Raw genomic sequence first — 20,353 nt, 5'->3', positions numbered from 1 at the left:
GGGTGAGTGCCGACCCGACGCCGACGCCCCCTGCCGAGCCCTCCTGCGACGCGTGGGCGGGGGAGCGCCTGCCGCGCTCCTTCTTCGAGCGGCCGGTGCTCGAGGTGGCCCCCGCCCTGCTCGGCTGCACGGTCACGCACGCCGGCGTGACGCTGCGCCTGACCGAGGTCGAGGCGTACGCCGGGCAGGTCGACCCCGGCTCCCACGCCTTCCGGGGTCCGACACCGCGCACCGAGGTCATGTTCGGTCCGGCGGGCTTCCTCTACGTCTACTTCACCTACGGCCACCACTGGTGCGCCAACCTCGTCGCCGGTGACCACGGGACCGCGTCGGCGGTGCTGCTCCGGGCGGGGCAGGTCCTCGCCGGTCACGAGGTCGCCGCGGCCCGACGCGTCGGCCAGCGGGAGCGGGACTGGGCGCGCGGACCGGGACGCCTCGGCCAGGTTCTCGCTCTCGGCGCGGCCGAGACCGGACGCGACTTCTGCCGTCCCCCCATCGGCGACCCGGTCGACCTCGTCGTGCGCGCACCGGTCTCGCCCACCGATGCCGGGCGCATCCGCACCGGCCCACGTGTCGGCGTCAGCGGCCCGGGTGGCGACGGCGAGGTGTTCCCCTGGCGCTTCTGGCTCGCCGACGAGCCGACGGTCTCGGCGTACCGCCCCGGCGTGGTGCGGCGCCGTCGGCCGTGATGTGGGACGGGCGGCAACCCGCTCGCCCCCGGCCGTGGGCGTAGGGCAGGCTGTGCGCGTGGGCACCGGGCCCGCACGCGACCGAGAGGAACCGATACCCGTGACCGACATCTTCGACGAGCTGCAGTGGCGCGGCCTGGTGGCACAGTCCACCGACGAGGCGGCGCTGCGTCAGAGCCTCGCCGACGGGCCGATCACGGTGTATTGCGGCTTCGACCCGAGCGCGCCCTCGCTGCACTTCGGCAACTTCGTCCAGCTGTCGGTGCTCCGGCGGATGCAGGCGGCCGGTCATCGCGTCATCTGCCTGGTCGGGGGCTCCACCGGGCTCATCGGCGACCCCAAGCCCGACTCCGAGCGGGTCCTGCAGGACAAGGACACCATCGCGGCGTCGGTGGCGCGCATCCAGCAGCTCGTCGGACCGCTGCTCGACTTCGACGGCGACAACCCGGCGCAGCTGGTCAACAACCTCGACTGGACCGCGCCGTTGAGCGCGCTGGACTTCCTGCGCGACGTCGGACGGCACTTCCGGGTCAACCAGATGATCCGCAAGGAGGCCGTGGCCCGCCGCCTCGAGAGCGACCAGGGCATCTCGTACACCGAGTTCAGCTACCAGATGCTGCAGGCCTTGGACTACCTCGAGCTGTACCGCAGCCGCGGGTGCACCCTGCAGATCGGCGGCAGCGACCAGTGGGGCAACATCACGGCCGGCGTGGACCTCGTCCACCGGGTCGAGGGCGCCTCGGTCCATGCCCTGGCGACGCCGCTGCTCGTCGACTCGACCGGGCGCAAGTTCGGCAAGTCCGAGGGCAACGCGGTCTGGCTCAGCGCCGACATGACCAGCGCCTACGCGTTCTACCAGTACTTCCTCAACGTCGAGGACGCCTCCGTGGTGGCGATGCTCAAGGCCCTGAGCGACCGCACGCGTGACGAGATCGCCGAGCTCGAACGGCAGGTCGCCGAGGAGCCCTTCCGCCGGGCGGCGCAGCGGGTGCTCGCCGCCGACGTCACGACCCTCGTGCACGGGGCTGCGGCCACCGAGGCGGTGCAGGCGGCGTCCGAGGCGCTCTTCGGCAAGGGCGACCTCGCTGCGCTCGACGCGTCGACGCTGAAGGACGCGACCTCCGAGCTGCCGTCGGCGGACGTACGGGTCGGCGAGTCGTTGGTCGACGCGCTGGTCGCCGTCGGGCTCGTCGAGTCCCGCAACGCCGCCCGCCGCGCGATCGCCGAGGGGGGCGCCTCCCTCGACAACGCCAAGGTGTCCGACCCCGAGCTCGTGCTGGGAGAGGACGACTTCCTCCACGGGGACGTGGCGGTCCTCAAGCGCGGGCGCCGCAACCTGGCCGCCGCCCGACGCACGGGCTGACCTGCGTCCGGGCCCCACCGGGGGGCGGCACCAGGCCCGTAGAGGTGCGCAGAGGCCCGGATCTTCTTGGGCGGCAGACAGATCCGGCCTTCTGGCGCCTTCCGGGCGCACGAATTTGTGTTCCGCCCACGGGGCGGGCTACTGTTCTCTTCGTCAGCCCGACAGGGAGGAACGGACGCCACCGCGATCGAGCACTTCGACCGCGAAGCTGGACGGTCCCGGGGCTGGCTCCCGGTGGACGGAACACCACGTGGTGGTGGCTCGTTCACAGGGTCCCGCCGAGACCTGGTGAGGCCCGGGTGCACGTCTCCACGGAGCAGTGCCCGAGTTGACCGGGTCCGCCGGAGCGGGTAAGTTTGAAGGGTTGCCCCGGAGGCCGGGCCTGCGTGTGTGGGTGTGGTTGATGGTGTGTGTCTGATTCTTGAGAACTCAACAGCGTGTCAAAAATCGATGCCTATTTACCTCGTCTCGAGGGGCTGGCGTTTGACTGGGTGTCCTGTGTGGCGTCTGGTTGCTGGTTCCTTGGATGATGAAAATTTCTTTGGTTGACAACGACGATCAGTATTTTGTGCTGGTTGTTCGGCTCAGCCTGGATCAGTTTGGCCCTTCGTGGGTTTGTTTGAACATCAACGGAGAGTTTGATCCTGGCTCAGGACGAACGCTGGCGGCGTGCTTAACACATGCAAGTCGAACGGTGACGGTCAAGCTTGCTTGGCCTGATCAGTGGCGAACGGGTGAGTAACACGTGAGTAACCTGCCCCAGACTCTGGGATAACCCCGGGAAACCGGAGCTAATACCGGATATGACACGGAGAGGCATCTCTACCGTGTGGAAAGTTTTTCGGTCTGGGATGGGCTCGCGGCCTATCAGCTTGTTGGTGAGGTAGTGGCTCACCAAGGCGACGACGGGTAGCCGGCCTGAGAGGGCGACCGGCCACACTGGGACTGAGACACGGCCCAGACTCCTACGGGAGGCAGCAGTGGGGAATATTGCACAATGGGCGGAAGCCTGATGCAGCGACGCCGCGTGAGGGATGACGGCCTTCGGGTTGTAAACCTCTTTCAGCAGGGAAGAAGCGGAAGTGACGGTACCTGCAGAAGAAGCACCGGCTAACTACGTGCCAGCAGCCGCGGTAATACGTAGGGTGCGAGCGTTGTCCGGAATTATTGGGCGTAAAGAGCTTGTAGGCGGTTTGTCGCGTCTGCTGTGAAAATCCGGGGCTCAACCCCGGACTTGCAGTGGGTACGGGCAGGCTAGAGTGTGGTAGGGGAGACTGGAATTCCTGGTGTAGCGGTGGAATGCGCAGATATCAGGAGGAACACCGATGGCGAAGGCAGGTCTCTGGGCCACTACTGACGCTGAGAAGCGAAAGCATGGGGAGCGAACAGGATTAGATACCCTGGTAGTCCATGCCGTAAACGTTGGGCGCTAGGTGTGGGACCCATTCCACGGGTTCCGTGCCGCAGCTAACGCATTAAGCGCCCCGCCTGGGGAGTACGGCCGCAAGGCTAAAACTCAAAGGAATTGACGGGGGCCCGCACAAGCGGCGGAGCATGCGGATTAATTCGATGCAACGCGAAGAACCTTACCAAGGCTTGACATACACCGGAATCACTCAGAGATGGGTGCGTCTTCGGACTGGTGTACAGGTGGTGCATGGTTGTCGTCAGCTCGTGTCGTGAGATGTTGGGTTAAGTCCCGCAACGAGCGCAACCCTCGTTCTATGTTGCCAGCACGTGATGGTGGGGACTCATAGGAGACTGCCGGGGTCAACTCGGAGGAAGGTGGGGATGACGTCAAATCATCATGCCCCTTATGTCTTGGGCTTCACGCATGCTACAATGGCCGGTACAAAGGGTGGCGAAGCCGTGAGGTGGAGCGAATCCCAAAAAACCGGTCTCAGTTCGGATTGGGGTCTGCAACTCGACCCCATGAAGTCGGAGTCGCTAGTAATCGCAGATCAGCAACGCTGCGGTGAATACGTTCCCGGGCCTTGTACACACCGCCCGTCAAGTCACGAAAGTCGGTAACACCCGAAGCCGGTGGCCCAACCTAAGCCCTTGTGGTGGTGGGGGGAGCCGTCGAAGGTGGGACTGGCGATTGGGACTAAGTCGTAACAAGGTAGCCGTACCGGAAGGTGCGGCTGGATCACCTCCTTTCTAAGGAGCAGCTTCGCTGCCGGGCCCGTGGGTCTGGTGGCGCAGTGGCCCGCCGCCAGCGAACGCCTGGTGGGGGTGCTCATGGGTGGAACATCGATTACTTGGCACCTGGTCGAGCCGGTGGCTCGCTAGTACAACCCGGTGACGGTCCGCGAGGATCTGAGGGAGTGGAACGCGGCGCGGGTTCGGGTGGGTGTCTGGCACGTTGTTGGGTCCTGAGGGATCAGACCCCAACGCCGGCGCGCGGTCGCGTGTGCTGGTGGTGGGTGCGCTGTTTCTTCTGGGTGTGGGCCCGCCCGATCTCCTGGCGTTTGTCGGGGTGGTGGTGGGTGCCGGTTGTGTTTTGAGAACTACACAGTGGACGCGAGCATCTTTGTGGCTCAAGTTTTTAAGGGCACACGGTGGATGCCTTGGCACCAGGAACCGAAGAAGGACGTAGGAATCTGCGATAAGCCTCGGGTAGCCGATAACCAGGCTGTGATCCGAGGATTTCCGAATGGGGAAACCCGGCTGGAGGCAAGTCCAGTCACCCGCACCTGAATATATAGGGTGTGTGGAGGGAACGTGGGGAAGTGAAACATCTCAGTACCCACAGGAAGAGAAAACAACAGTGATTCCGTGAGTAGTGGCGAGCGAAAGCGGATGAGGCTAAACCGGGCGTGTGTGATAGCTGTCAGGCGTTGCATGTCCGGGGTCGTGGGACCTTGCGGCCGGAGCTGACACTCTGGCATGGAGTGAGAAATCTGCGTCATAGTCGAAGAGCATTGAATGGCTCGGCACAGAGGGTGCGACCCCCGTAGACGAAATGGTGTGGACTCCAGTGAGGGATCCCAAGTAGCACGGGGCCCGAGAAATCCCGTGTGAATCTGGCAGGACCACCTGCTAAGCCTAAATATTCCCTGGTGACCGATAGCGGACAAGTACCGTGAGGGAAAGGTGAAAAGTACCCCGGGAGGGGAGTGAAATAGATCCTGAAACCGTGTGCCTACAATCCGTTGGAGCCTCCCGCCGTTGGGCGTGTGGGGTGACAGCGTGCCTTTTGAAGAATGAGCCTGCGAGTTAGTGCTCAGTGGCGAGGTTAACCCGTGTGGGGAAGCCGTAGCGAAAGCGAGTCCGAAGAGGGCGTTTTAGTCGCTGGGTCTAGACCCGAAGCGGAGTGATCTACCCATGGCCAGGTTGAAGCGCAGGTAAGACTGCGTGGAGGACCGAACCCACTTAGGTTGAAAACTGAGGGGATGAGCTGTGGGTAGGGGTGAAAGGCCAATCAAACTCCGTGATAGCTGGTTCTCCCCGAAATGCATTTAGGTGCAGCGTCACGTGTTTCTTGCCGGAGGTAGAGCTACTGGATAGCCGATGGGCCTCACCAGGTTACTGACGTTAGCCAAACTCCGAATGCCGGTAAGTGAGAGCGTGGCAGTGAGACTGCGGGGGATAAGCTCCGTAGTCGAGAGGGAAACAGCCCAGATCACCAGCTAAGGTCCCTAAGCGTGTGCTAAGTGGGAAAGGATGTGGAGTTGCTGTGACAACCAGGAGGTTGGCTTAGAAGCAGCCACCCTTCAAAGAGTGCGTAATAGCTCACTGGTCAAGTGATTCCGCGCCGACAATGTAGCGGGGCTCAAGCACACCACCGAAGCTGTGGCATTGACATACTGCTCGGCACCGGCTCCTGCGGGACCGGTGTCCAGGCGTGTTGATGGGTAGGGGAGCGTCGTGTTGCCAGGGAAGCGGCGGAGTGATCCAGCCGTGGAGGCTACACGAGTGAGAATGCAGGCATGAGTAGCGAATGACGGGCGAGAAACCCGTCCGCCGAATAACCAAGGGTTCCAGGGTCAAGCTAATCTGCCCTGGGTAAGTCGGGACCTAAGGCGAGGCCGACAGGCGTAGTCGATGGACATCCGGTTGATATTCCGGAACCGGCGAAGAACCGCCCCTGATGACCCCCGTGATGCTAAGTGCCTGAAGCACGCCCACCGAGACTTCGGTCTCATCGGGTGTGTGGAGCGCACGGCCCGAGCGGGTAGTAGTCAAGCGATGGAGTGACGCAGGAAGGTAGCCTCCGCGTGGCGATGGTTGTCCACGTCCAAGGGTGTAGGGCGCGGTCCAGGCAAATCCGGACCGCCGCATTGAGTTGTGAGCCTGAGACCTGATAGTGACCGCGAATGCGGGAAGAGGGTGATCCTATGCTGCCGAGAAAAACTTCTAGCGAGGTTCGAGCCGCCCGTACCCCAAACCGACTCAGGTGGTTAGGTAGAGAATACCAAGGCGATCGAGTGAATCGTGGTTAAGGAATTCGGCAAAATACCCCCGTAACTTCGGGAGAAGGGGGGCCCTGATCGTGACGGAACTTGCTTCCCGAGCGTGATCGGCCGCAGAGACCAGGGAGAAGCGACTGTTTACTAAAAACACAGGTCCGTGCCAAGTCGCAAGACGATGTATACGGACTGACGCCTGCCCGGTGCTGGAACGTTAAGGGGACCGGTTAGCACGCGAGTGCGACGCTGAGAACTTAAGCGCCAGTAAACGGCGGTGGTAACTATAACCATCCTAAGGTAGCGAAATTCCTTGTCGGGTAAGTTCCGACCTGCACGAATGGCGTAACGACTTCTCCACTGTCTCAACCACGAACTCGGCGAAATTGCACTACGAGTAAAGATGCTCGTTACGCGCAGCAGGACGGAAAGACCCCGGGACCTTTACTACAGCTTGGTATTGGTGTTCGGTACGGCTTGTGTAGGATAGGTGGGAGACTGTGAAGCGGGCACGTCAGTGCCGGTGGAGTCAACGTTGAAATACCACTCTGGTCGTTCTGGATATCTAACCTCGGTCCGTGATCCGGATCAGGGACAGTGCCTGGTGGGTAGTTTAACTGGGGCGGTTGCCTCCTAAAAGGTAACGGAGGCGCCCAAAGGTTCCCTCAGCCTGGTTGGCAATCAGGTGTCGAGTGTAAGTGCACAAGGGAGCTTGACTGTGAGACAGGCATGTCGAGCAGGGACGAAAGTCGGGACTAGTGATCCGGCGGTGGCTTGTGGAAGCGCCGTCGCTCAACGGATAAAAGGTACCCCGGGGATAACAGGCTGATCTTGCCCAAGAGTCCATATCGACGGCATGGTTTGGCACCTCGATGTCGGCTCGTCGCATCCTGGGGCTGGAGTAGGTCCCAAGGGTTGGGCTGTTCGCCCATTAAAGCGGTACGCGAGCTGGGTTTAGAACGTCGTGAGACAGTTCGGTCCCTATCCGCTGTGCGCGTAGGAAACTTGAGAAAGGCTGTCCCTAGTACGAGAGGACCGGGATGGACGAACCTCTGGTGTGTCAGTTGTTCCGCCAGGAGCACCGCTGATTAGCTACGTTCGGAAGTGATAACCGCTGAAAGCATCTAAGCGGGAAGCACGTTTCAAGATGAGGTTTCCAGGCCCGCGAGGGCGAGAGGCTCCCAGCTAGACGACTGGGTCGATAGGCCGGATGTGGAAGCACAGCAATGTGTGGAGCTGACCGGTACTAATAAGCCGACAACTTGACCCTACGAAGATGTTCCGCGTCCACTGTGCAGTTCCCGAGACACAAACACTCCACACCCCGCGTGTTTGAGATCTCCATAGAGTTTCGGCTGTCATAGCGAAGGGGAAACGCCCGGCCCCATTCCGAACCCGGAAGCTAAGCCCTTCAGCGCCGATGGTACTGCACTGGTGACGGTGTGGGAGAGTAGGACGCAGCCGGACACACTTTGGTAGAGCGCCCCGGACGGAACTTCATTGATCCGTCTGGGGCGCTCCCTTTTTGTGCCCAGGAAGTGGCGTCGGCACGGCCGGCGCGGAAGGATGACGATATGAGCGACCAGTACGGCGACGACGACCGGCGACGCTCTCACGACCGTCGCTCCGACGAGCGACGGGACGACCGCCGCGGCCCTCGACGCTCCGAGAATGATCGGGGCGGTCGGTCCAGCGGTCCCCGACGGGACGACCGCCGCGAGAATGATCGTACGTACGGTGGTGACCGGCGTCGCGAGGGCGGTGACCGTCCTTCCTACGGTGGTGGCCGGCGTCGCGACGGCGGTGACCGTCCCTCCTACGGTTCTGACCGGCGCCGGGAGGGCGGTGACCGTCCCTCCTACGGTTCGGACCGACGCCGGGAGGGCGGTGACCGTCCCTCGTACGGTGGTGACCGGCGCCGCGACGGCGGGGACCGTCCCTCGTACGGTGGTGACCGGCGCCGCGACGGCGGGGACCGTCCCTCCTACGGTGGCGACCGTCCCTCGTACGGTGGTGACCGGCGTCGCGACGGCGGTGACCGACCCTCCTACCGTGGCGACCGTCCCTCCTTCGGTGGTGACCGGCGCCGCGACGGCGGTGACCGACCCTCCTACGGTTCTGACCGGCGCCGCGAGAGCGGTCGTCCCTCCCGCGACCGTGAGCGGTCCGGCGGGAGTCCGCGCCGTGACGAGCGTGACGGCGCGCCGGCGCAGCGCGGCGGGTCGCGCCTGACGCCCACGTCGCCCCGCAAGCCCGAGCCGGCGATCCGTGAGGGTGTCACCGGCTACGAGCTGGACCGCGGCGTCAAGAACCAGCTGCGCACGCTGTCCAAGGAGAATGCCGAAGGCGTGGCGCAGCACCTCGTGATGGTCGCCGAGCTGCTCGACGTCGACGTCGAGGCGGCCCTCGCCCACGCGGAGACCGCAGTGCGTCGCGCCGGGCGGGTCCCCGCCGCGCGCGAGGCCCTCGGTCTCGTCGCCTACCGCATGGGCGACTGGGCCCGGGCGCTCGGTGAGTTCCGGACCGTTCGTCGGCTCTCGGGCTCGAGCCACCTGCTGCCGCTCATGGTCGACTGCGAGCGCGGCCTCGGCCGCCTCGCCAAGGCCCTCGAGCTGGCACAGACGCCCGAGGCGCAGAACCTGGCCGTCGACGACCGGGTCGAGCTCGCCATCGTCGTGTCCGGCATCCGGCGCGACCTCGGCCAGCTCGACGCTGCCGCCGCCGGCCTGTCCGACCTCGTCAAGCGGGTCAACCCGAACCGACCGCTTGCCGCACGCCTGTACTACGCCTACGCCGACGCCCTCCTGGCCCCGGGCGACACCGAGGCTGCGCGCGAGTGGTTCGCCCGGGCGGCCGACGCCGACCATGATCTCGTCACCGACGCCGCCGAACGCCTCGAGGAGCTCGACGGCATCGACCTCACCGACCTGCTCGAGGGTGAAGACGAGGAGGTCGACGACGTCGAGGACGTCGACGACAGCAGTGACATCGACGAGGCTGACGACCTCGACGACAGCGACGACAGCGACGACAGCGACGACGCGTCGCGCGGGCGTGGCTGACCGGGGCTTCGTCGACGCCTACGACGGGGTCGTCTGCGACCTCGACGGCGTGGTCTACCGCGGCGACGACGCCATCGACGGCGCCCCGAAGGCACTGCAGGACATCATCGCCCGGGGCGTCCGCGTCGTCTACGCGACGAACAACGCCTCCCGGGTGCCGGCCGAGGTGGCCGCCCAGCTCGGGAGCCTGGGCGCCCCCGGAGGTGCGGACGACGTCGTCACGAGTGCGCAGGCCGGGGCCGAGCGACTGGCGTCCACCCTCGCACCCGGCTCGCCGGTGCTCGCCCTGGGCGGACCCGGTGTGACCGAGGCGCTGACGCGCGCCGGGTTGCGTCCGATCCCGCCCGGCCGGGCGAACCACCTCGACCCGGAGGAGCCGTGTGTCGCGGTGCTGCAGGGGCTCGGCCGCAACCTGACCGTGCTCGACCTCGAGGATGCGGCACGCCTGCTCGGGGCCGACGTGCTGTGGGTTGCGACCAACGACGACGCGACCCTGCCGATGCCGTGGGGAGACGCCCCGGGCAACGGGGCGTACGTCGACCTGCTGGCCTCCGCCGTGGGCCGGCGCCCCGAGGTCGTCGGCAAGCCGCACGCCCCGCTCTACCGCCTGGCGACCGCCCGGCTCGGGGCAGACCCCTCCCGCGTCCTGGCCGTGGGCGACCGGCTCGACACCGACATCGCGGGCGCACGCGCGGCCGGGACCGACTCCGCGTGGGTGCTCACCGGAGTCGGTCGTCCCAGCCACCTGCTCGCCACCGACCTGCGCCCGACCGTCGTCGTCCGCCATGTGGCCGACCTTCTCGACCCGCTCGACCCGCCGACCCGTCACGAGGGCGTCTGGGTCTGCGGCGGCTGCCGCGTCCGCATGAGCGACGGCGCCCTCGAGGTCCTCGGGTCGGAGGCGTCGAAGGGGTGCTCCCGTGACACCGACCTGCTCCGCGCGGGACTCGCGGCCCTCGTCGAGCGCCGGGATGCCGGTGACCCCGTCTCGGGGCTGGCCGAGGCCGCTGCCCGGCTCGACGGCCTCGCGGCCGGGCACCCGCTAGCCTGACCCGAGCGGCACCACCACGACGGAGGACGGACATGTTCGGGCAGGACCCCAGGCAGACGGACGCCGACGAGGTCGACGAGACGACCGAGACGACCGAGACGACCGACGGCACCGACGAGACGGACACCTACACCGACGAGCAGGGCGACGTCGAGGGCGACGCGGAGGTGCCGTTCGAGCCCTCCTTCGACGAGCGGGCAGAGCCGGAGGCGCCGGCCACGGGGGACCCGTCCATCGACGACGCCATGACCGATCTCGCTGTGGCACAGTCCGGCTCGTTCGAGGAGCGCATCGAGGCGGGGGAGCGCGCGCACCGTCTGCTGCAGGGCCGGCTGGGCGGCCTCGGCGAGGCGTGAGCGGACGCCGGCTCGACGCCGAGCTGGTCCGCCGGGGGCTCGCCCGCTCCCGGGGCCAGGCTCGCGAGCTCGTCGACGCCGGTGACGTCCTCGTCGACGGGCGGCCGGCGGCCAGGGCATCCACCACCGTCGACGACGACACCGCGATCGCGCTGGCGCGGGAGCCGGACCGGTGGGTGGGTCGCGCTGCACTCAAGCTGCTGCACGCCCTCGACACGTGGCCCGTGGCCGTGCAGGGCCGGCGCTGCCTCGACGTCGGGGCGAGCACCGGTGGGTTCACCCAGGTGCTGCTGGAGCGGGGTGCCGCGCACGTGACCGCACTCGACGTCGGCCACGGTCAGCTGGTGCCCACGCTGGCCCGCGACCCCCGGGTGCGCGACCTACCGGGCACGAACGTCCGCGACGTCGACGCCGAGACCCTCGGCGGCCGCTTCGACCTCGTCGTCTCCGACCTGTCGTTCATCTCGCTCGCCGTCGCCCTGCCGGCCGTGCGCCCGCTCGTCACCGATGCCGGCGACCTCGTCGTCCTCGTCAAGCCCCAGTTCGAGGTCGGTCGCGAGAGGCTGGGGCGCAAGGGCGTCGTGACGTCCGTGCACGAGCACCGCCGTGTGCTGCGCGAGGTGGCCGCCGTCGCCACCCGGTTGGGCCTGCACGTGCACGGTGCCGCGCCCAGCCCGATCAAAGGGGGCAACGGCAACCGCGAGTTCCTCCTCTGGCTCGCGCCGAGGCGCCCGGAGCCGGGTGCCCCCGCCGCAGACCCGACGGTTGTCGATGACATGCTGGTGGCCGTAGCAGCCGTCGACCCGGAGGGAGCGCCGTGACGCGTCGGATCCTGCTCGTGGCCCACCCGCGGCGTCCCGAGGCCCTGACGGTCGCCAAGGGCGTCGTGGAGCGACTCACCCGCGTCGGCATCGACGTCTCCCTCCAGGCCGACGAGGCCCAGGTCCTCGACCTCGAGGACAGCACCCGCGTCCACGTCGCCTCCAAGCAGGAACGGGCCGCCGAGGGCTGCGACCTTGTCGTCGTCCTCGGCGGCGACGGCACGATCCTGCGGGGCGCCGAGTTCGCCCGGCGCGTCGACGTGCCCCTCCTCGGCGTCAACCTCGGCCACGTCGGCTTCCTCGCCGAGGCCGAGAAGGACGACCTCGACGCCACCGTCGAGCACATCGCCAACAAGGACTACGCCGTCGAGGAGCGCCTGACGCTCCACGTCGACGTGAGGCTGCACGGCGAGCTCATCGCGAGCAGCTGGGCCCTCAACGAGGTCAGCGTCGAGAAGGCGGCCCGGGAGCGGATGCTCGAGACGACGATCGAGGTCGACGGGCGGCCGCTGTCGAGCTGGGGCTGCGACGGCGTCATCGTCTCGACCCCGACCGGCTCGACGGCGTACGCGTTCTCGGCCGGTGGCCCGGTCATCTGGCCTCAGGTCGAGGCGATGCTGCTCGTGCCGAGCGCCGCCCACGCCCTCTTCGCCAGGCCGCTCGTTCTCGGGCCGGACTCGCACCTGGCCATCGAGATCAAGGCCGCCACCGAGGGGTCCGGCGTCATGTGGTGCGACGGGCGACGCCACGTCGCCCTGCCGCCCGGCGCCCGCATCGAGGTCCGCAAGGGTCTGCGGCCGATCCGCCTCGCGCGGCTGAGCCGGGCCCCGTTCACCGACCGGCTCGTCGCGAAGTTCGACCTGTCGGTCGAGGGCTGGCGCGGAAACGGCGACTCCGGCCAGTCGGGGGACAAGCCGGCGGTGCGTGGGGGTGCCCGGCCCTAAGGTGGGTCCCGTGTTCAGCCAGATGCGGATCCGCGGCGTCGGGGTCATCGACGAGGCCGTCCTCGACCTCAGTCCGGGTCTCAACGTGCTCACCGGCGAGACCGGTGCCGGCAAGACGATGGTCGTCTCCGGGCTGGGGCTCCTCCTCGGCGAGCGGGCCGACTCCGGGCTCGTCCGTGCCGGTGCCGAATCCGCCTTCGTCGAGGGCGTCGTCCAGCTGCCGCTGGACCACCCCGCCCTCGTCCGGGCCGACGACGCCGGCGCAGAGCACGACGACGGCGAGCTCGTCATCGCCCGCACCATCGCCGCCAGCGGTCGCTCCCGCGCCCACGTCGGCGGCCGCACGGCGCCGGTCGGCGTCCTCGCCGAGCTCGGCCGGCTGCTCGTCGCCGTCCACGGCCAGTCCGACCAGTGGCGCCTCAGGCAGGGTGATGCGCACCGCGAGGTGCTCGACGACTTCGGCGGTGCCCCGCTCCGCGACCTGCGCGACCGGGTCGGTGACCTGTACGACCGGTGGCGCGAGACGCGCCGGGAGCACGAGCGCCTCGTGTCCGAGGCTCGCGAACGCGCGCGCGAGATCGACGGGCTGACCGCGTCGCTCGAGGAGATCGAGGCCGTCGACCCGCAACCCGGCGAGGACCTGATGCTGAGGGCCGAGGACGAACGCCTGGCTCACGCCGACACCCTGCGCCTCGCGGCCGGGCAGGCCCTCGCCGACCTCAGCGGTGACGAGGTCGCCGCCGAGTCGGCCCCCAACGTCCGTGAGCTGCTCGCGGCCGCCCGCTCGGCCCTCGCACCGGCCACCGGGCACGACGAGTCGCTGCGCGGCCTCGACGAGCGGCTCCACGAGGTCGGTACCCTCGTCACCGACCTGTCGGCCGACCTCGCGGCCTACCTCGACGACGTCGAGCTCGACCCCGAGCGTCTCACCTTCGTCCAGGAGCGCCGGGCCGCGCTCGGGGCCCTGACCCGCAAGTACGGCGAGACGGTCGACGAGGTCCTCGCCTGGGGACAGCGCGCCGCCGCCCGGCTCGACGAGGTCGTCCGCGCCGACGACCGCGTCACGGGTCTGGCCGCCGAGCTCGAGGCCCTGCAGGCCGACCTCGTCGAGGCGTCGGTCTCCCTGTCCGAGGCGCGCCGCGCTGCAGCCGACGAGTTCGCGGAGCGGGTGTCCGACGAGCTGGCCCACCTGGCCATGGGCAAGGCGGTGCTGGCCGTCGACGTGCGCCACCGCACCGACCCCGACGGCACACTTCTCCCGGACGGTGAGCGGGTCCGCCTGTCCCGCACCGGGATCGACGACGTCGAGATCCTCCTGGCCGCCAACCCCGGTGCCCAGCCGCGCAGCGTCGCACGTGCGGCGAGCGGCGGCGAGCTGTCGCGGGTCATGCTCGCGCTCGAGGTGGTCGGGTCGCACACCGCGAACGCCGGCCCTCCGACCTTTGTCTTCGACGAGGTCGACGCGGGCGTCGGCGGCCGCGCCGCCCTGGACGTCGGGGCGCGCCTCGCGGCCCTCGCCGAACAGGCACAGGTCATCGTCGTGACGCACCTGGCGCAGGTCGCCGCCTTCGCCGACCGGCACCTCGTGGTCCACAAGGCCGACGACGGGCGCGTCACCTCGAGCAGCGTCAGCGCCGTCGCCGGCGGGGACCGCCTGCGCGAGCTGTCGCGGATGATGGGCGGCGATCCCGACTCCGAGGCCGGACTCGCGCACGCCGAGGACCTCCTCGAGCAGACGGCCACGGCCCGCGCTGCGCGCGGGACGAAGCGGGGCAGGAAGCCGGCCGGGGAGCCGCGCCGGCAGCGGACCAGGGCGTCCTGACCGGAGCGACGCGTCCAGGGCCACGAGCCACGACGGCCCCCGCGAGGGCGCCGTGGAAGGATTGACCCGCCATGTCGATCTCCATCCGCCGTCGCGGCCACGCCCCGAGCTCGGGTCCGGGCGTGGTCGGGCCTGCGCGCGTCGACCGGCGCACGAAGAACCTGACCAAGCGCCTGCAGGCCGGAGACGTCGCGGTCATCGACCACACCGACCTCGACAAGGTCAGCGCCGACGCGCTCGTCGCGGCCCGGCCGGCGGCCGTCGTCAACGCGGCCGCCTCGATCAGTGGTCGCTACCCGAACCTCGGCCCGCAGATCCTCGTCGAGGCCGGCATCCCGCTGCTCGACGCCGCCGGCGGGGAGGTCATGTCGCTCGAGGACGGCCAGTCCGTCCGGCTCGACGGCGACGACCTGTGGTCCGGCGACCGAAAGGTCACGACGGGCCGGCGTCTGGACGCCGACGCCGTGCAGTCCGAGATGCACGACGCGCGCGCCGGCCTCGCCGTGCAGATCGAGGCCTTCGCGACGAACACGATGGAGTTCATCCGCAAGGAGCGTGACCTGCTCCTCGACGGCATCGGCATCCCACCGATCACGACGACGATCGACGGGCGCCACTGCCTCATCGTCGTGCGCGGCTACCACTACCGCGAGGACCTCGAGACGCTGCGCCCGTACATCCGCGAGTACCGGCCCGTCCTCATCGGCGTCGACGGCGGGGCCGACGCCATCCTCGAGGCGGGGCACCGGCCCGACCTCATCGTCGGCGACATGGACTCGGTCTCCGACGAGGCGCTGACCTGCGGCGCCGAGGTCGTGGTCCACGCCTACCGCGACGGTCGGGCCCCGGGGCTGGCCCGCGTGGAGGCCCTCGGCATCGAGCCGGTCGTCTTCCCCGCGGCGGGCACGAGCGAGGACGTCGCCATGCTCCTCGCCGACGACGCGGGGGCCGAGCTCATCGTGGCCGTCGGCACCCACGTCACGCTCGTCGAGTTCCTCGACAAGGGCCGCGACGGCCAGGCGTCGACCTTCCTGACGCGGTTGCGCGTCGGGGCAAGCTCGTCGACGCCAAGGGCGTCAGCCGTCTCTACCGGGCTCGCATCCCGGGTCGCCTCCTCGTCGCGATGTGCGTCGCCGGGCTGCTCGCGCTCTTCGCCGCCCTCAGCGCGACCCCCGTGGGGAAGGCGTGGCTGCAGGTCGTCGCCGCGCGCTGGGACGACCTCTGGAACGCCGTCGTTGGGATCTTCACGTGATCGACTTCCGATACCACCTCGTCTCCATCATCTCGATCTTCCTCGCGCTCGCCGTCGGCATCGTCCTCGGCGCCGGGCCGCTGCAGGCCACGATCGGGGACACGCTCGGGGACCAGGTCGTCGCGCTCCGCTCCGAGAAGCAGACGCTCAACGACAAGCTGACGGCGAGCGAGAAGCTCGTCGAGGCCTCGGGCGAGTACGAGTCGGCGGTGCAGCCGCGGGTCGTCGAGGGACGCCTCACCGGCCACCGGGTCGTCGTCGTGGTCCTGCCGTCAGCCGACGGCACCCTGGCCGACAACCTCGAGAACGTCATCCCGCAGAGCGGCGCCACCAGCACCGGTGCGGTGACGGTGAGCCCGGACTGGTTCGACCCGACGCAGGCAGGCGACCGCGAGCAGGCCGCGCGACAGGCCGCGTCCGCGCTCGGGCTGCGCGGCACGGGGTCCGGCGACTCCCTGCTCGACCAGGTGCTGGCCCACCTCCTCGTCTCGCGGACCGACGCGGCGTCGTCGACCCAGCGCACGACCGCCCTCAAGGTCCTCGCCGACGCCGGGCTCGTCGACAGCAGCGTCGACGACCTCGCACCGGCCGACCTCGCGATCGTCGTCTCCGGCGACTTCGCCGGGACGCAGGCCGCCGTCGACCAGCGCAGCGAAGGCCTGCGCGCCATCCTCACCGGGCTCGCGCAGGGCTCGAACGGCACGGTCGTGGCGGGCGGTGAGCCGGTGGCGGCCGCCGGTCAGCCGGTGTCGTCCGATGCCGTGTCGGCCGTCCGGTCGAAGTCGGAGACCGCCGACGTCGTGGCCACCGTCGACCACGCGCGGGCCGGCAACGGCCCCGGCATCGTCGTCCTCGCGCTCGAGGGGCTGCTCGACGACCGCGTCGGGCACTACGGCATCTCCACCGGAGCGACGGCCACGGTGCCCAGGGTCCTGCCGTGACGGCCGCGCGACGGCGCGAGCACCTCCTCACCCTCGTGGGCTCGGCTGCGGCGGCCTGGGCCACCGGCCGCGCCGCCCGCCGCCTTCCGCGCCGCCTCGCCGAGCCGTGGGAGCGGACCAACCACGCCGGCCGGACGGTCACGCTGCTCGAGGGGCCCGCCTTCGTCGCCGGTGCCGTCGCCGGCGCCCTGCTCGGCCGGGCCGAGCGCCCCGTGCACCGGACGGCGGTGGCCGTCGCGGCCGGTGCGGCCGGTGCCCTCGGCGCTCTCGACGACCTCGCCGGCGGCACCGCCGACAAGGGTCTGCGGGGGCACCTCGCGGCCCTGCGCCGGGGGGAGGTGACGACCGGCGCCGTCAAGGTCGTCGGTCTCGGCGCCACGGGGCTGTTCGTTTCCGCCCTCTGCGACTCCGGACGCCGCCCGCGCGGTGGCGTCGTCGCGTCGGTCGTCGGCGGGGCCGTCGTGGCAGGGGCCGCCAACGCGGTCAACCTCTTCGACCTGCGGCCGGGCCGCGCCCTCAAGGTCACCGTCGTGGCAGCAGCCCCCCTCGTCGGGTCATCCGCGGCGGCCTCGGCCGCACTGGGCGCCTCCCTCGGCGTCGCTGCGGACGACCTCGCCGCACGGTCGATGCTCGGCGACACCGGGGCGAACGCCGCCGGGGCGCTCGTCGGCCTGGCGGTCCTCGAGCGCACCGGTCTGGCCGGGCGGCTCGTCGCGCTCGCCGGCCTCACGGCGCTGACGCTGGCCTCCGAACGCGTCAGCTTCACCCGGGTCATCGAGGGCAACGGTGTGCTGCGTGCCCTCGACGAGTGGGGCAGGAGCCCGCGGTGACCGCACCCGGCCCGGACGGCGGTGCGGGCCGCCGCGCGGCAGGGCCCGGCATCCTCGCCGCAGCCGGCACCATCGCCGCCATCACCCTGGTCGCCCGGGTCGTCGGCTTCGGCCGGTGGTTCGTCTTCTCCCACTCGGTCGGGGCCACCTGCGTCGGCAGCGTCTACCAGTCGGTGAACGCCGTGCCCAACGTCCTGTTCGAGATCGCCGCCGGCGGCGTCCTGGCCGCGGTCGCCGTGCCGCTCGTCGCCGGTGCCCTCGCGCGGGGCGCCCGGGACGAGGCCGACGCCACGGCCTCGGCGCTGCTCACGTGGGCCGTGCTCGTGCTCGTGCCGATCGGGGCCGTCGTCGCCCTGGCCGCGCGACCGACCGCGGCGGCACTCCTCGGCACCGGTTGCCCGGGAGAGGTCGACCTCGGCGCCGAGCTGCTCGTCGTCTTCGCCGCGCAGGTTCCCCTCTACGGCATCGGCATCGTCCTCGCGGGCGTCCTGCAGTCGCACCGGCGCTTCGTCGGGGCGGCCGTCGCGCCGCTGCTGTCCAGCGGCGTCGTCATCGTCACCTACCTGCTCTACCGGGCTCTTGCGGCCGACCCCGCCGCCCCGATCGCCGACGTGCCGGGTGCCGCCATCGGCGTCCTGGCCGGGGGAACGACGCTCGGCGTGGTCGCCCTGAGCCTGCCGCTCGTGGTGCCGGTGGGTCGCGCGGGGATCCGGCTGCGCCCGCGCCTGCGCTTCCCGACCGGCGTGGCGCCCCGGGTGCGCTCGCTGGCGGTGGCCGGCCTGCTCGCCGTCGCCGGTCAGCAGGTCGCCACCCTCGTCGTCATCCGCCTCGCCAACGACCGCGGTGGAGCCGGCACCCTCAACGTCTACACCTACGCCCAGGCCGTGACGCTCCTGCCGTACGCCGTGCTCGCCGTGCCGCTCGCGACGGCCGCCTTCCCATCCCTCGCGAGCGCCGCCGGCGCCCGGACCACCGACGGCGTGGCCGCCACCGGCGCCGATCCGTCGGCCACGCTGCGACGGGCGTGGCTCGCGACCCTCGTCGTCAGCCTGGCCGGAGTGGCCGGACTGGTCGCCGTCGCCCGTCCGGTGGGTGCCTTCTTCGTCGCACTCGACGCCGGGTCCCGTACCGAGGCGACCCTCGGGACCCTTGCCGCCATGGGCGACGCCGTGACGTTCTTCGCGCCGTCGGTCCTCGGCCTCGCGGTCATCGGGCTGCTGACCCGGGCGTCGTACGTGCGCGGCTCCGCCGTGCTCGCCGGCGCCCTCGCGGCCGGGGGGTGGCTCGTCTCGGCCGTGCTCGCGCTCCTCACCCTGGACCCGTCGGGTGCCGGTGGGCCGAGGACCTTGACGGTCCTCGCGGCGTCCACGAGCGGCGGCCTGCTGGCCGGTGCCCTCGCCCTCGTCGTGCTCGTCGGGTCGACGTGGGGCTGGCGGGCGCTCGCGGTCCCGGCGCGGCCGCTGCTCGGGACGCTCGCCGGCGCGGCCGTCGCCGCCCTCCTGGGCCGCGGCGCCTCCGGCTGGCTGGGACTGCACGGCATCGGCACCTCGCTCGGGGGCAGCGTCATCGTCGGGGTGACGGTCGGCGTCGCCGCCGTCGCCCTCATGGCCGGGATCGCCGTCACCGTCGACCCCTCGCTCGGCCGTCGGCTCCGCCGGGCCCGGACGCCGCGCGTCGTGGCCGGCCGGGGGGAGGCGGCCTCGTGAAGGTGCTCCAGGTCGTCGGTCGCTCCACGGGCGGCATCGGCCACCACGTCACCGACCTCGTCGCCGGCCTGCGCCGCGACGGTCACCAGGTCGTCGTGGCCACGGCCGCCTCGACGGCCGGGGCGCTGGCCTGGCACGACGCGCACCTGCTGTGGCCCGTCCACCGCGGCCTGCGTGCACCCCGCGGGCTCGTCGACTGGCACCGGATCATGCGTCTGGCATCGGGCGCCGACGTCGTGCACGCGCACGGGCACCAGGCCGCCGTCGTGGCGGCCGTCGCCGTCGCCCGCTCGCGTCCACGACCCCGCCTCGTCGTCTCGCTGCACAACGACCTGCCCCCCGGCACGTCGCGGCCGGCGCGGTCGGTCCTGCGATGGGCGCTGCGTCGGGCCGACCTCGTCACCGGCGCGAGCGCCGACCTCGTCGAGCTCGCCTCGCACCTCGGTGCACCCCGCGTCGAGGCTGCGGACGTCCCGTCGCCGCAGACGGCCTCGCTGCTCGTCGCCGATGCGCTCGGTGACGACGAGCGCACGGCGCTGCTCTCGTCGGCGGGGGTCCCGACCGACCGGCCGGTCGTGCTCACCGTCTCGCGGGTCGCGCCGCAGAAGCAGCTGGCCACCCTCGTCGACGCGGCGGCGGCGTCCCGGGAACGGGCCACGTGGGTCGTCGTCGGCGACGGCGACCCCGAGCTGCGCGAGCAGCTCGAGTCGCGCGCGTCCGGCGGCGGCGCCGCCGTCCGGTTCGTCGGGGCCAGCGACGACGTCGGGCTCTGGCTGCGCGCCGCCGACGTCTTCGTCCTGACGAGCCGGTGGGAGGCCCGCGCCCTCGTCGTGCAGGAGGCGATGGCAGCGGCCCTGCCGGTCGTCGTGCCCCGCACCGGTGGCCTGCCGCAGCTCGTCGGCGGCGCCGGCGTCCTCACGCCGGTCGGGGACGCCGCAGCCCTCGCCGCCCACGTGGACCGCCTCCTGGCCGACCCGGAGGAACGGCACGCCCTCGGGCTGGCCGCTCGCGTGCAGGCCGCTCACTGGGCGACACCCGAGGAGGAGACGCGCCGGTGGGTCGCGCGCTACACCGAGGCCCTGCGCGGATGACGTAGACTTAAAGCCC

Annotated in this window: 12 protein-coding genes, 3 rRNA genes and 1 pseudogene; all 16 read left to right on the top strand. The window is 70.1% G+C overall.

Annotated features, from left to right (window positions below):
* Window positions 1-2: 2 nt before the first annotated feature.
* A complete protein-coding gene (locus AC1VM9_RS19150; RefSeq protein WP_481346622.1) occupies window positions 3-689 on the top strand; it encodes a DNA-3-methyladenine glycosylase in 687 nt (228 codons plus the stop codon).
* Window positions 690-789: 100 nt separating this feature from the next.
* Window positions 790-2,052: a tyrosine--tRNA ligase gene (tyrS, locus tag AC1VM9_RS19145; RefSeq protein WP_483123729.1), complete on the top strand. Its 1,263-nt coding sequence runs from the start codon at window positions 790-792 to the stop codon at window positions 2,050-2,052.
* A 626-nt stretch (window positions 2,053-2,678) separates the two neighbouring features.
* Window positions 2,679-4,212 (top strand): 16S ribosomal RNA (locus tag AC1VM9_RS19140).
* A 378-nt stretch (window positions 4,213-4,590) separates the two neighbouring features.
* A 23S ribosomal RNA gene (locus AC1VM9_RS19135) occupies window positions 4,591-7,731 on the top strand.
* Between the two features lie 80 nt (window positions 7,732-7,811).
* Window positions 7,812-7,928: ribosomal RNA gene (gene rrf, locus AC1VM9_RS19130) — 5S ribosomal RNA — on the top strand.
* The 16S, 23S and 5S rRNA genes sit together here, the layout of an rRNA operon.
* 881 nt (window positions 7,929-8,809) lie before the next feature.
* Window positions 8,810-9,523, top strand: coding sequence for a tetratricopeptide repeat protein (locus AC1VM9_RS19125; RefSeq protein ID WP_483123728.1), 714 nt, complete (start codon window positions 8,810-8,812; stop codon window positions 9,521-9,523).
* Window positions 9,516-10,574 carry an HAD-IIA family hydrolase gene (locus tag AC1VM9_RS19120; RefSeq protein WP_483123727.1) on the top strand — a complete coding sequence of 353 codons (1,059 nt, stop codon included), beginning with the start codon at window positions 9,516-9,518 and terminating at the stop codon, window positions 10,572-10,574. Before AC1VM9_RS19125 ends, AC1VM9_RS19120 begins: the two co-directional genes overlap by 8 nt.
* Before the next feature lie 32 nt (window positions 10,575-10,606).
* Window positions 10,607-10,930: a hypothetical protein gene (locus AC1VM9_RS19115; protein WP_481339823.1), complete on the top strand. Its 324-nt coding sequence runs from the start codon at window positions 10,607-10,609 to the stop codon at window positions 10,928-10,930.
* On the top strand, window positions 10,927-11,751 hold the full coding sequence (locus AC1VM9_RS19110; RefSeq protein WP_483123726.1) for a TlyA family RNA methyltransferase: 825 nt from the start codon (window positions 10,927-10,929) through the stop codon (window positions 11,749-11,751). The genes AC1VM9_RS19115 and AC1VM9_RS19110 overlap by 4 nt, the downstream gene beginning before the upstream one ends.
* A complete protein-coding gene (locus AC1VM9_RS19105; protein ID WP_483123724.1) occupies window positions 11,748-12,695 on the top strand; it encodes an NAD kinase in 948 nt (315 codons plus the stop codon). Before AC1VM9_RS19110 ends, AC1VM9_RS19105 begins: the two co-directional genes overlap by 4 nt.
* Window positions 12,696-12,705: 10 nt before the next feature.
* Window positions 12,706-14,517 carry a DNA repair protein RecN gene (gene recN / locus AC1VM9_RS19100; RefSeq protein ID WP_483123723.1) on the top strand — a complete coding sequence of 604 codons (1,812 nt, stop codon included), beginning with the start codon at window positions 12,706-12,708 and terminating at the stop codon, window positions 14,515-14,517.
* 71 nt (window positions 14,518-14,588) lie between these two features.
* Window positions 14,589-15,769 (top strand): annotated as a pseudogene (gene steA, locus AC1VM9_RS19095) (putative cytokinetic ring protein SteA).
* Window positions 15,766-16,710: a copper transporter gene (locus AC1VM9_RS19090; RefSeq protein ID WP_483123721.1), complete on the top strand. Its 945-nt coding sequence runs from the start codon at window positions 15,766-15,768 to the stop codon at window positions 16,708-16,710. Before steA ends, AC1VM9_RS19090 begins: the two are co-directional and overlap by 4 nt.
* Window positions 16,707-17,540, top strand: a complete 834-nt coding sequence (locus AC1VM9_RS19085; protein ID WP_483123720.1) for a hypothetical protein — start codon at window positions 16,707-16,709, stop codon at window positions 17,538-17,540. Before AC1VM9_RS19090 ends, AC1VM9_RS19085 begins: the two co-directional genes overlap by 4 nt.
* Window positions 17,537-19,246 carry a murein biosynthesis integral membrane protein MurJ gene (murJ, locus tag AC1VM9_RS19080; protein ID WP_481346526.1) on the top strand — a complete coding sequence of 570 codons (1,710 nt, stop codon included), beginning with the start codon at window positions 17,537-17,539 and terminating at the stop codon, window positions 19,244-19,246. The genes AC1VM9_RS19085 and murJ overlap by 4 nt, the downstream gene beginning before the upstream one ends.
* Window positions 19,243-20,337 (top strand): glycosyltransferase family 4 protein, encoded by a 1,095-nt coding sequence (locus AC1VM9_RS19075; RefSeq protein WP_481346527.1) that lies wholly within the window; start codon window positions 19,243-19,245, stop codon window positions 20,335-20,337. The genes murJ and AC1VM9_RS19075 overlap by 4 nt, the downstream gene beginning before the upstream one ends.
* The last annotated feature ends 16 nt before the right edge of the window (window positions 20,338-20,353 follow it).

Source organism: Monashia sp. HAY1-11D (assembly GCF_056868035.1).
This window is presented reverse-complemented; position numbering and strand designations above follow the sequence as displayed.

Excerpts from the sequence above, each read along its gene's own strand:
- AC1VM9_RS19115 (WP_481339823.1), top strand. The coding sequence starts at position 10,607 with ATGTTCGGGCAGGACCCCAGGCAGACGGACGCCGACGAGGTCGACGAG.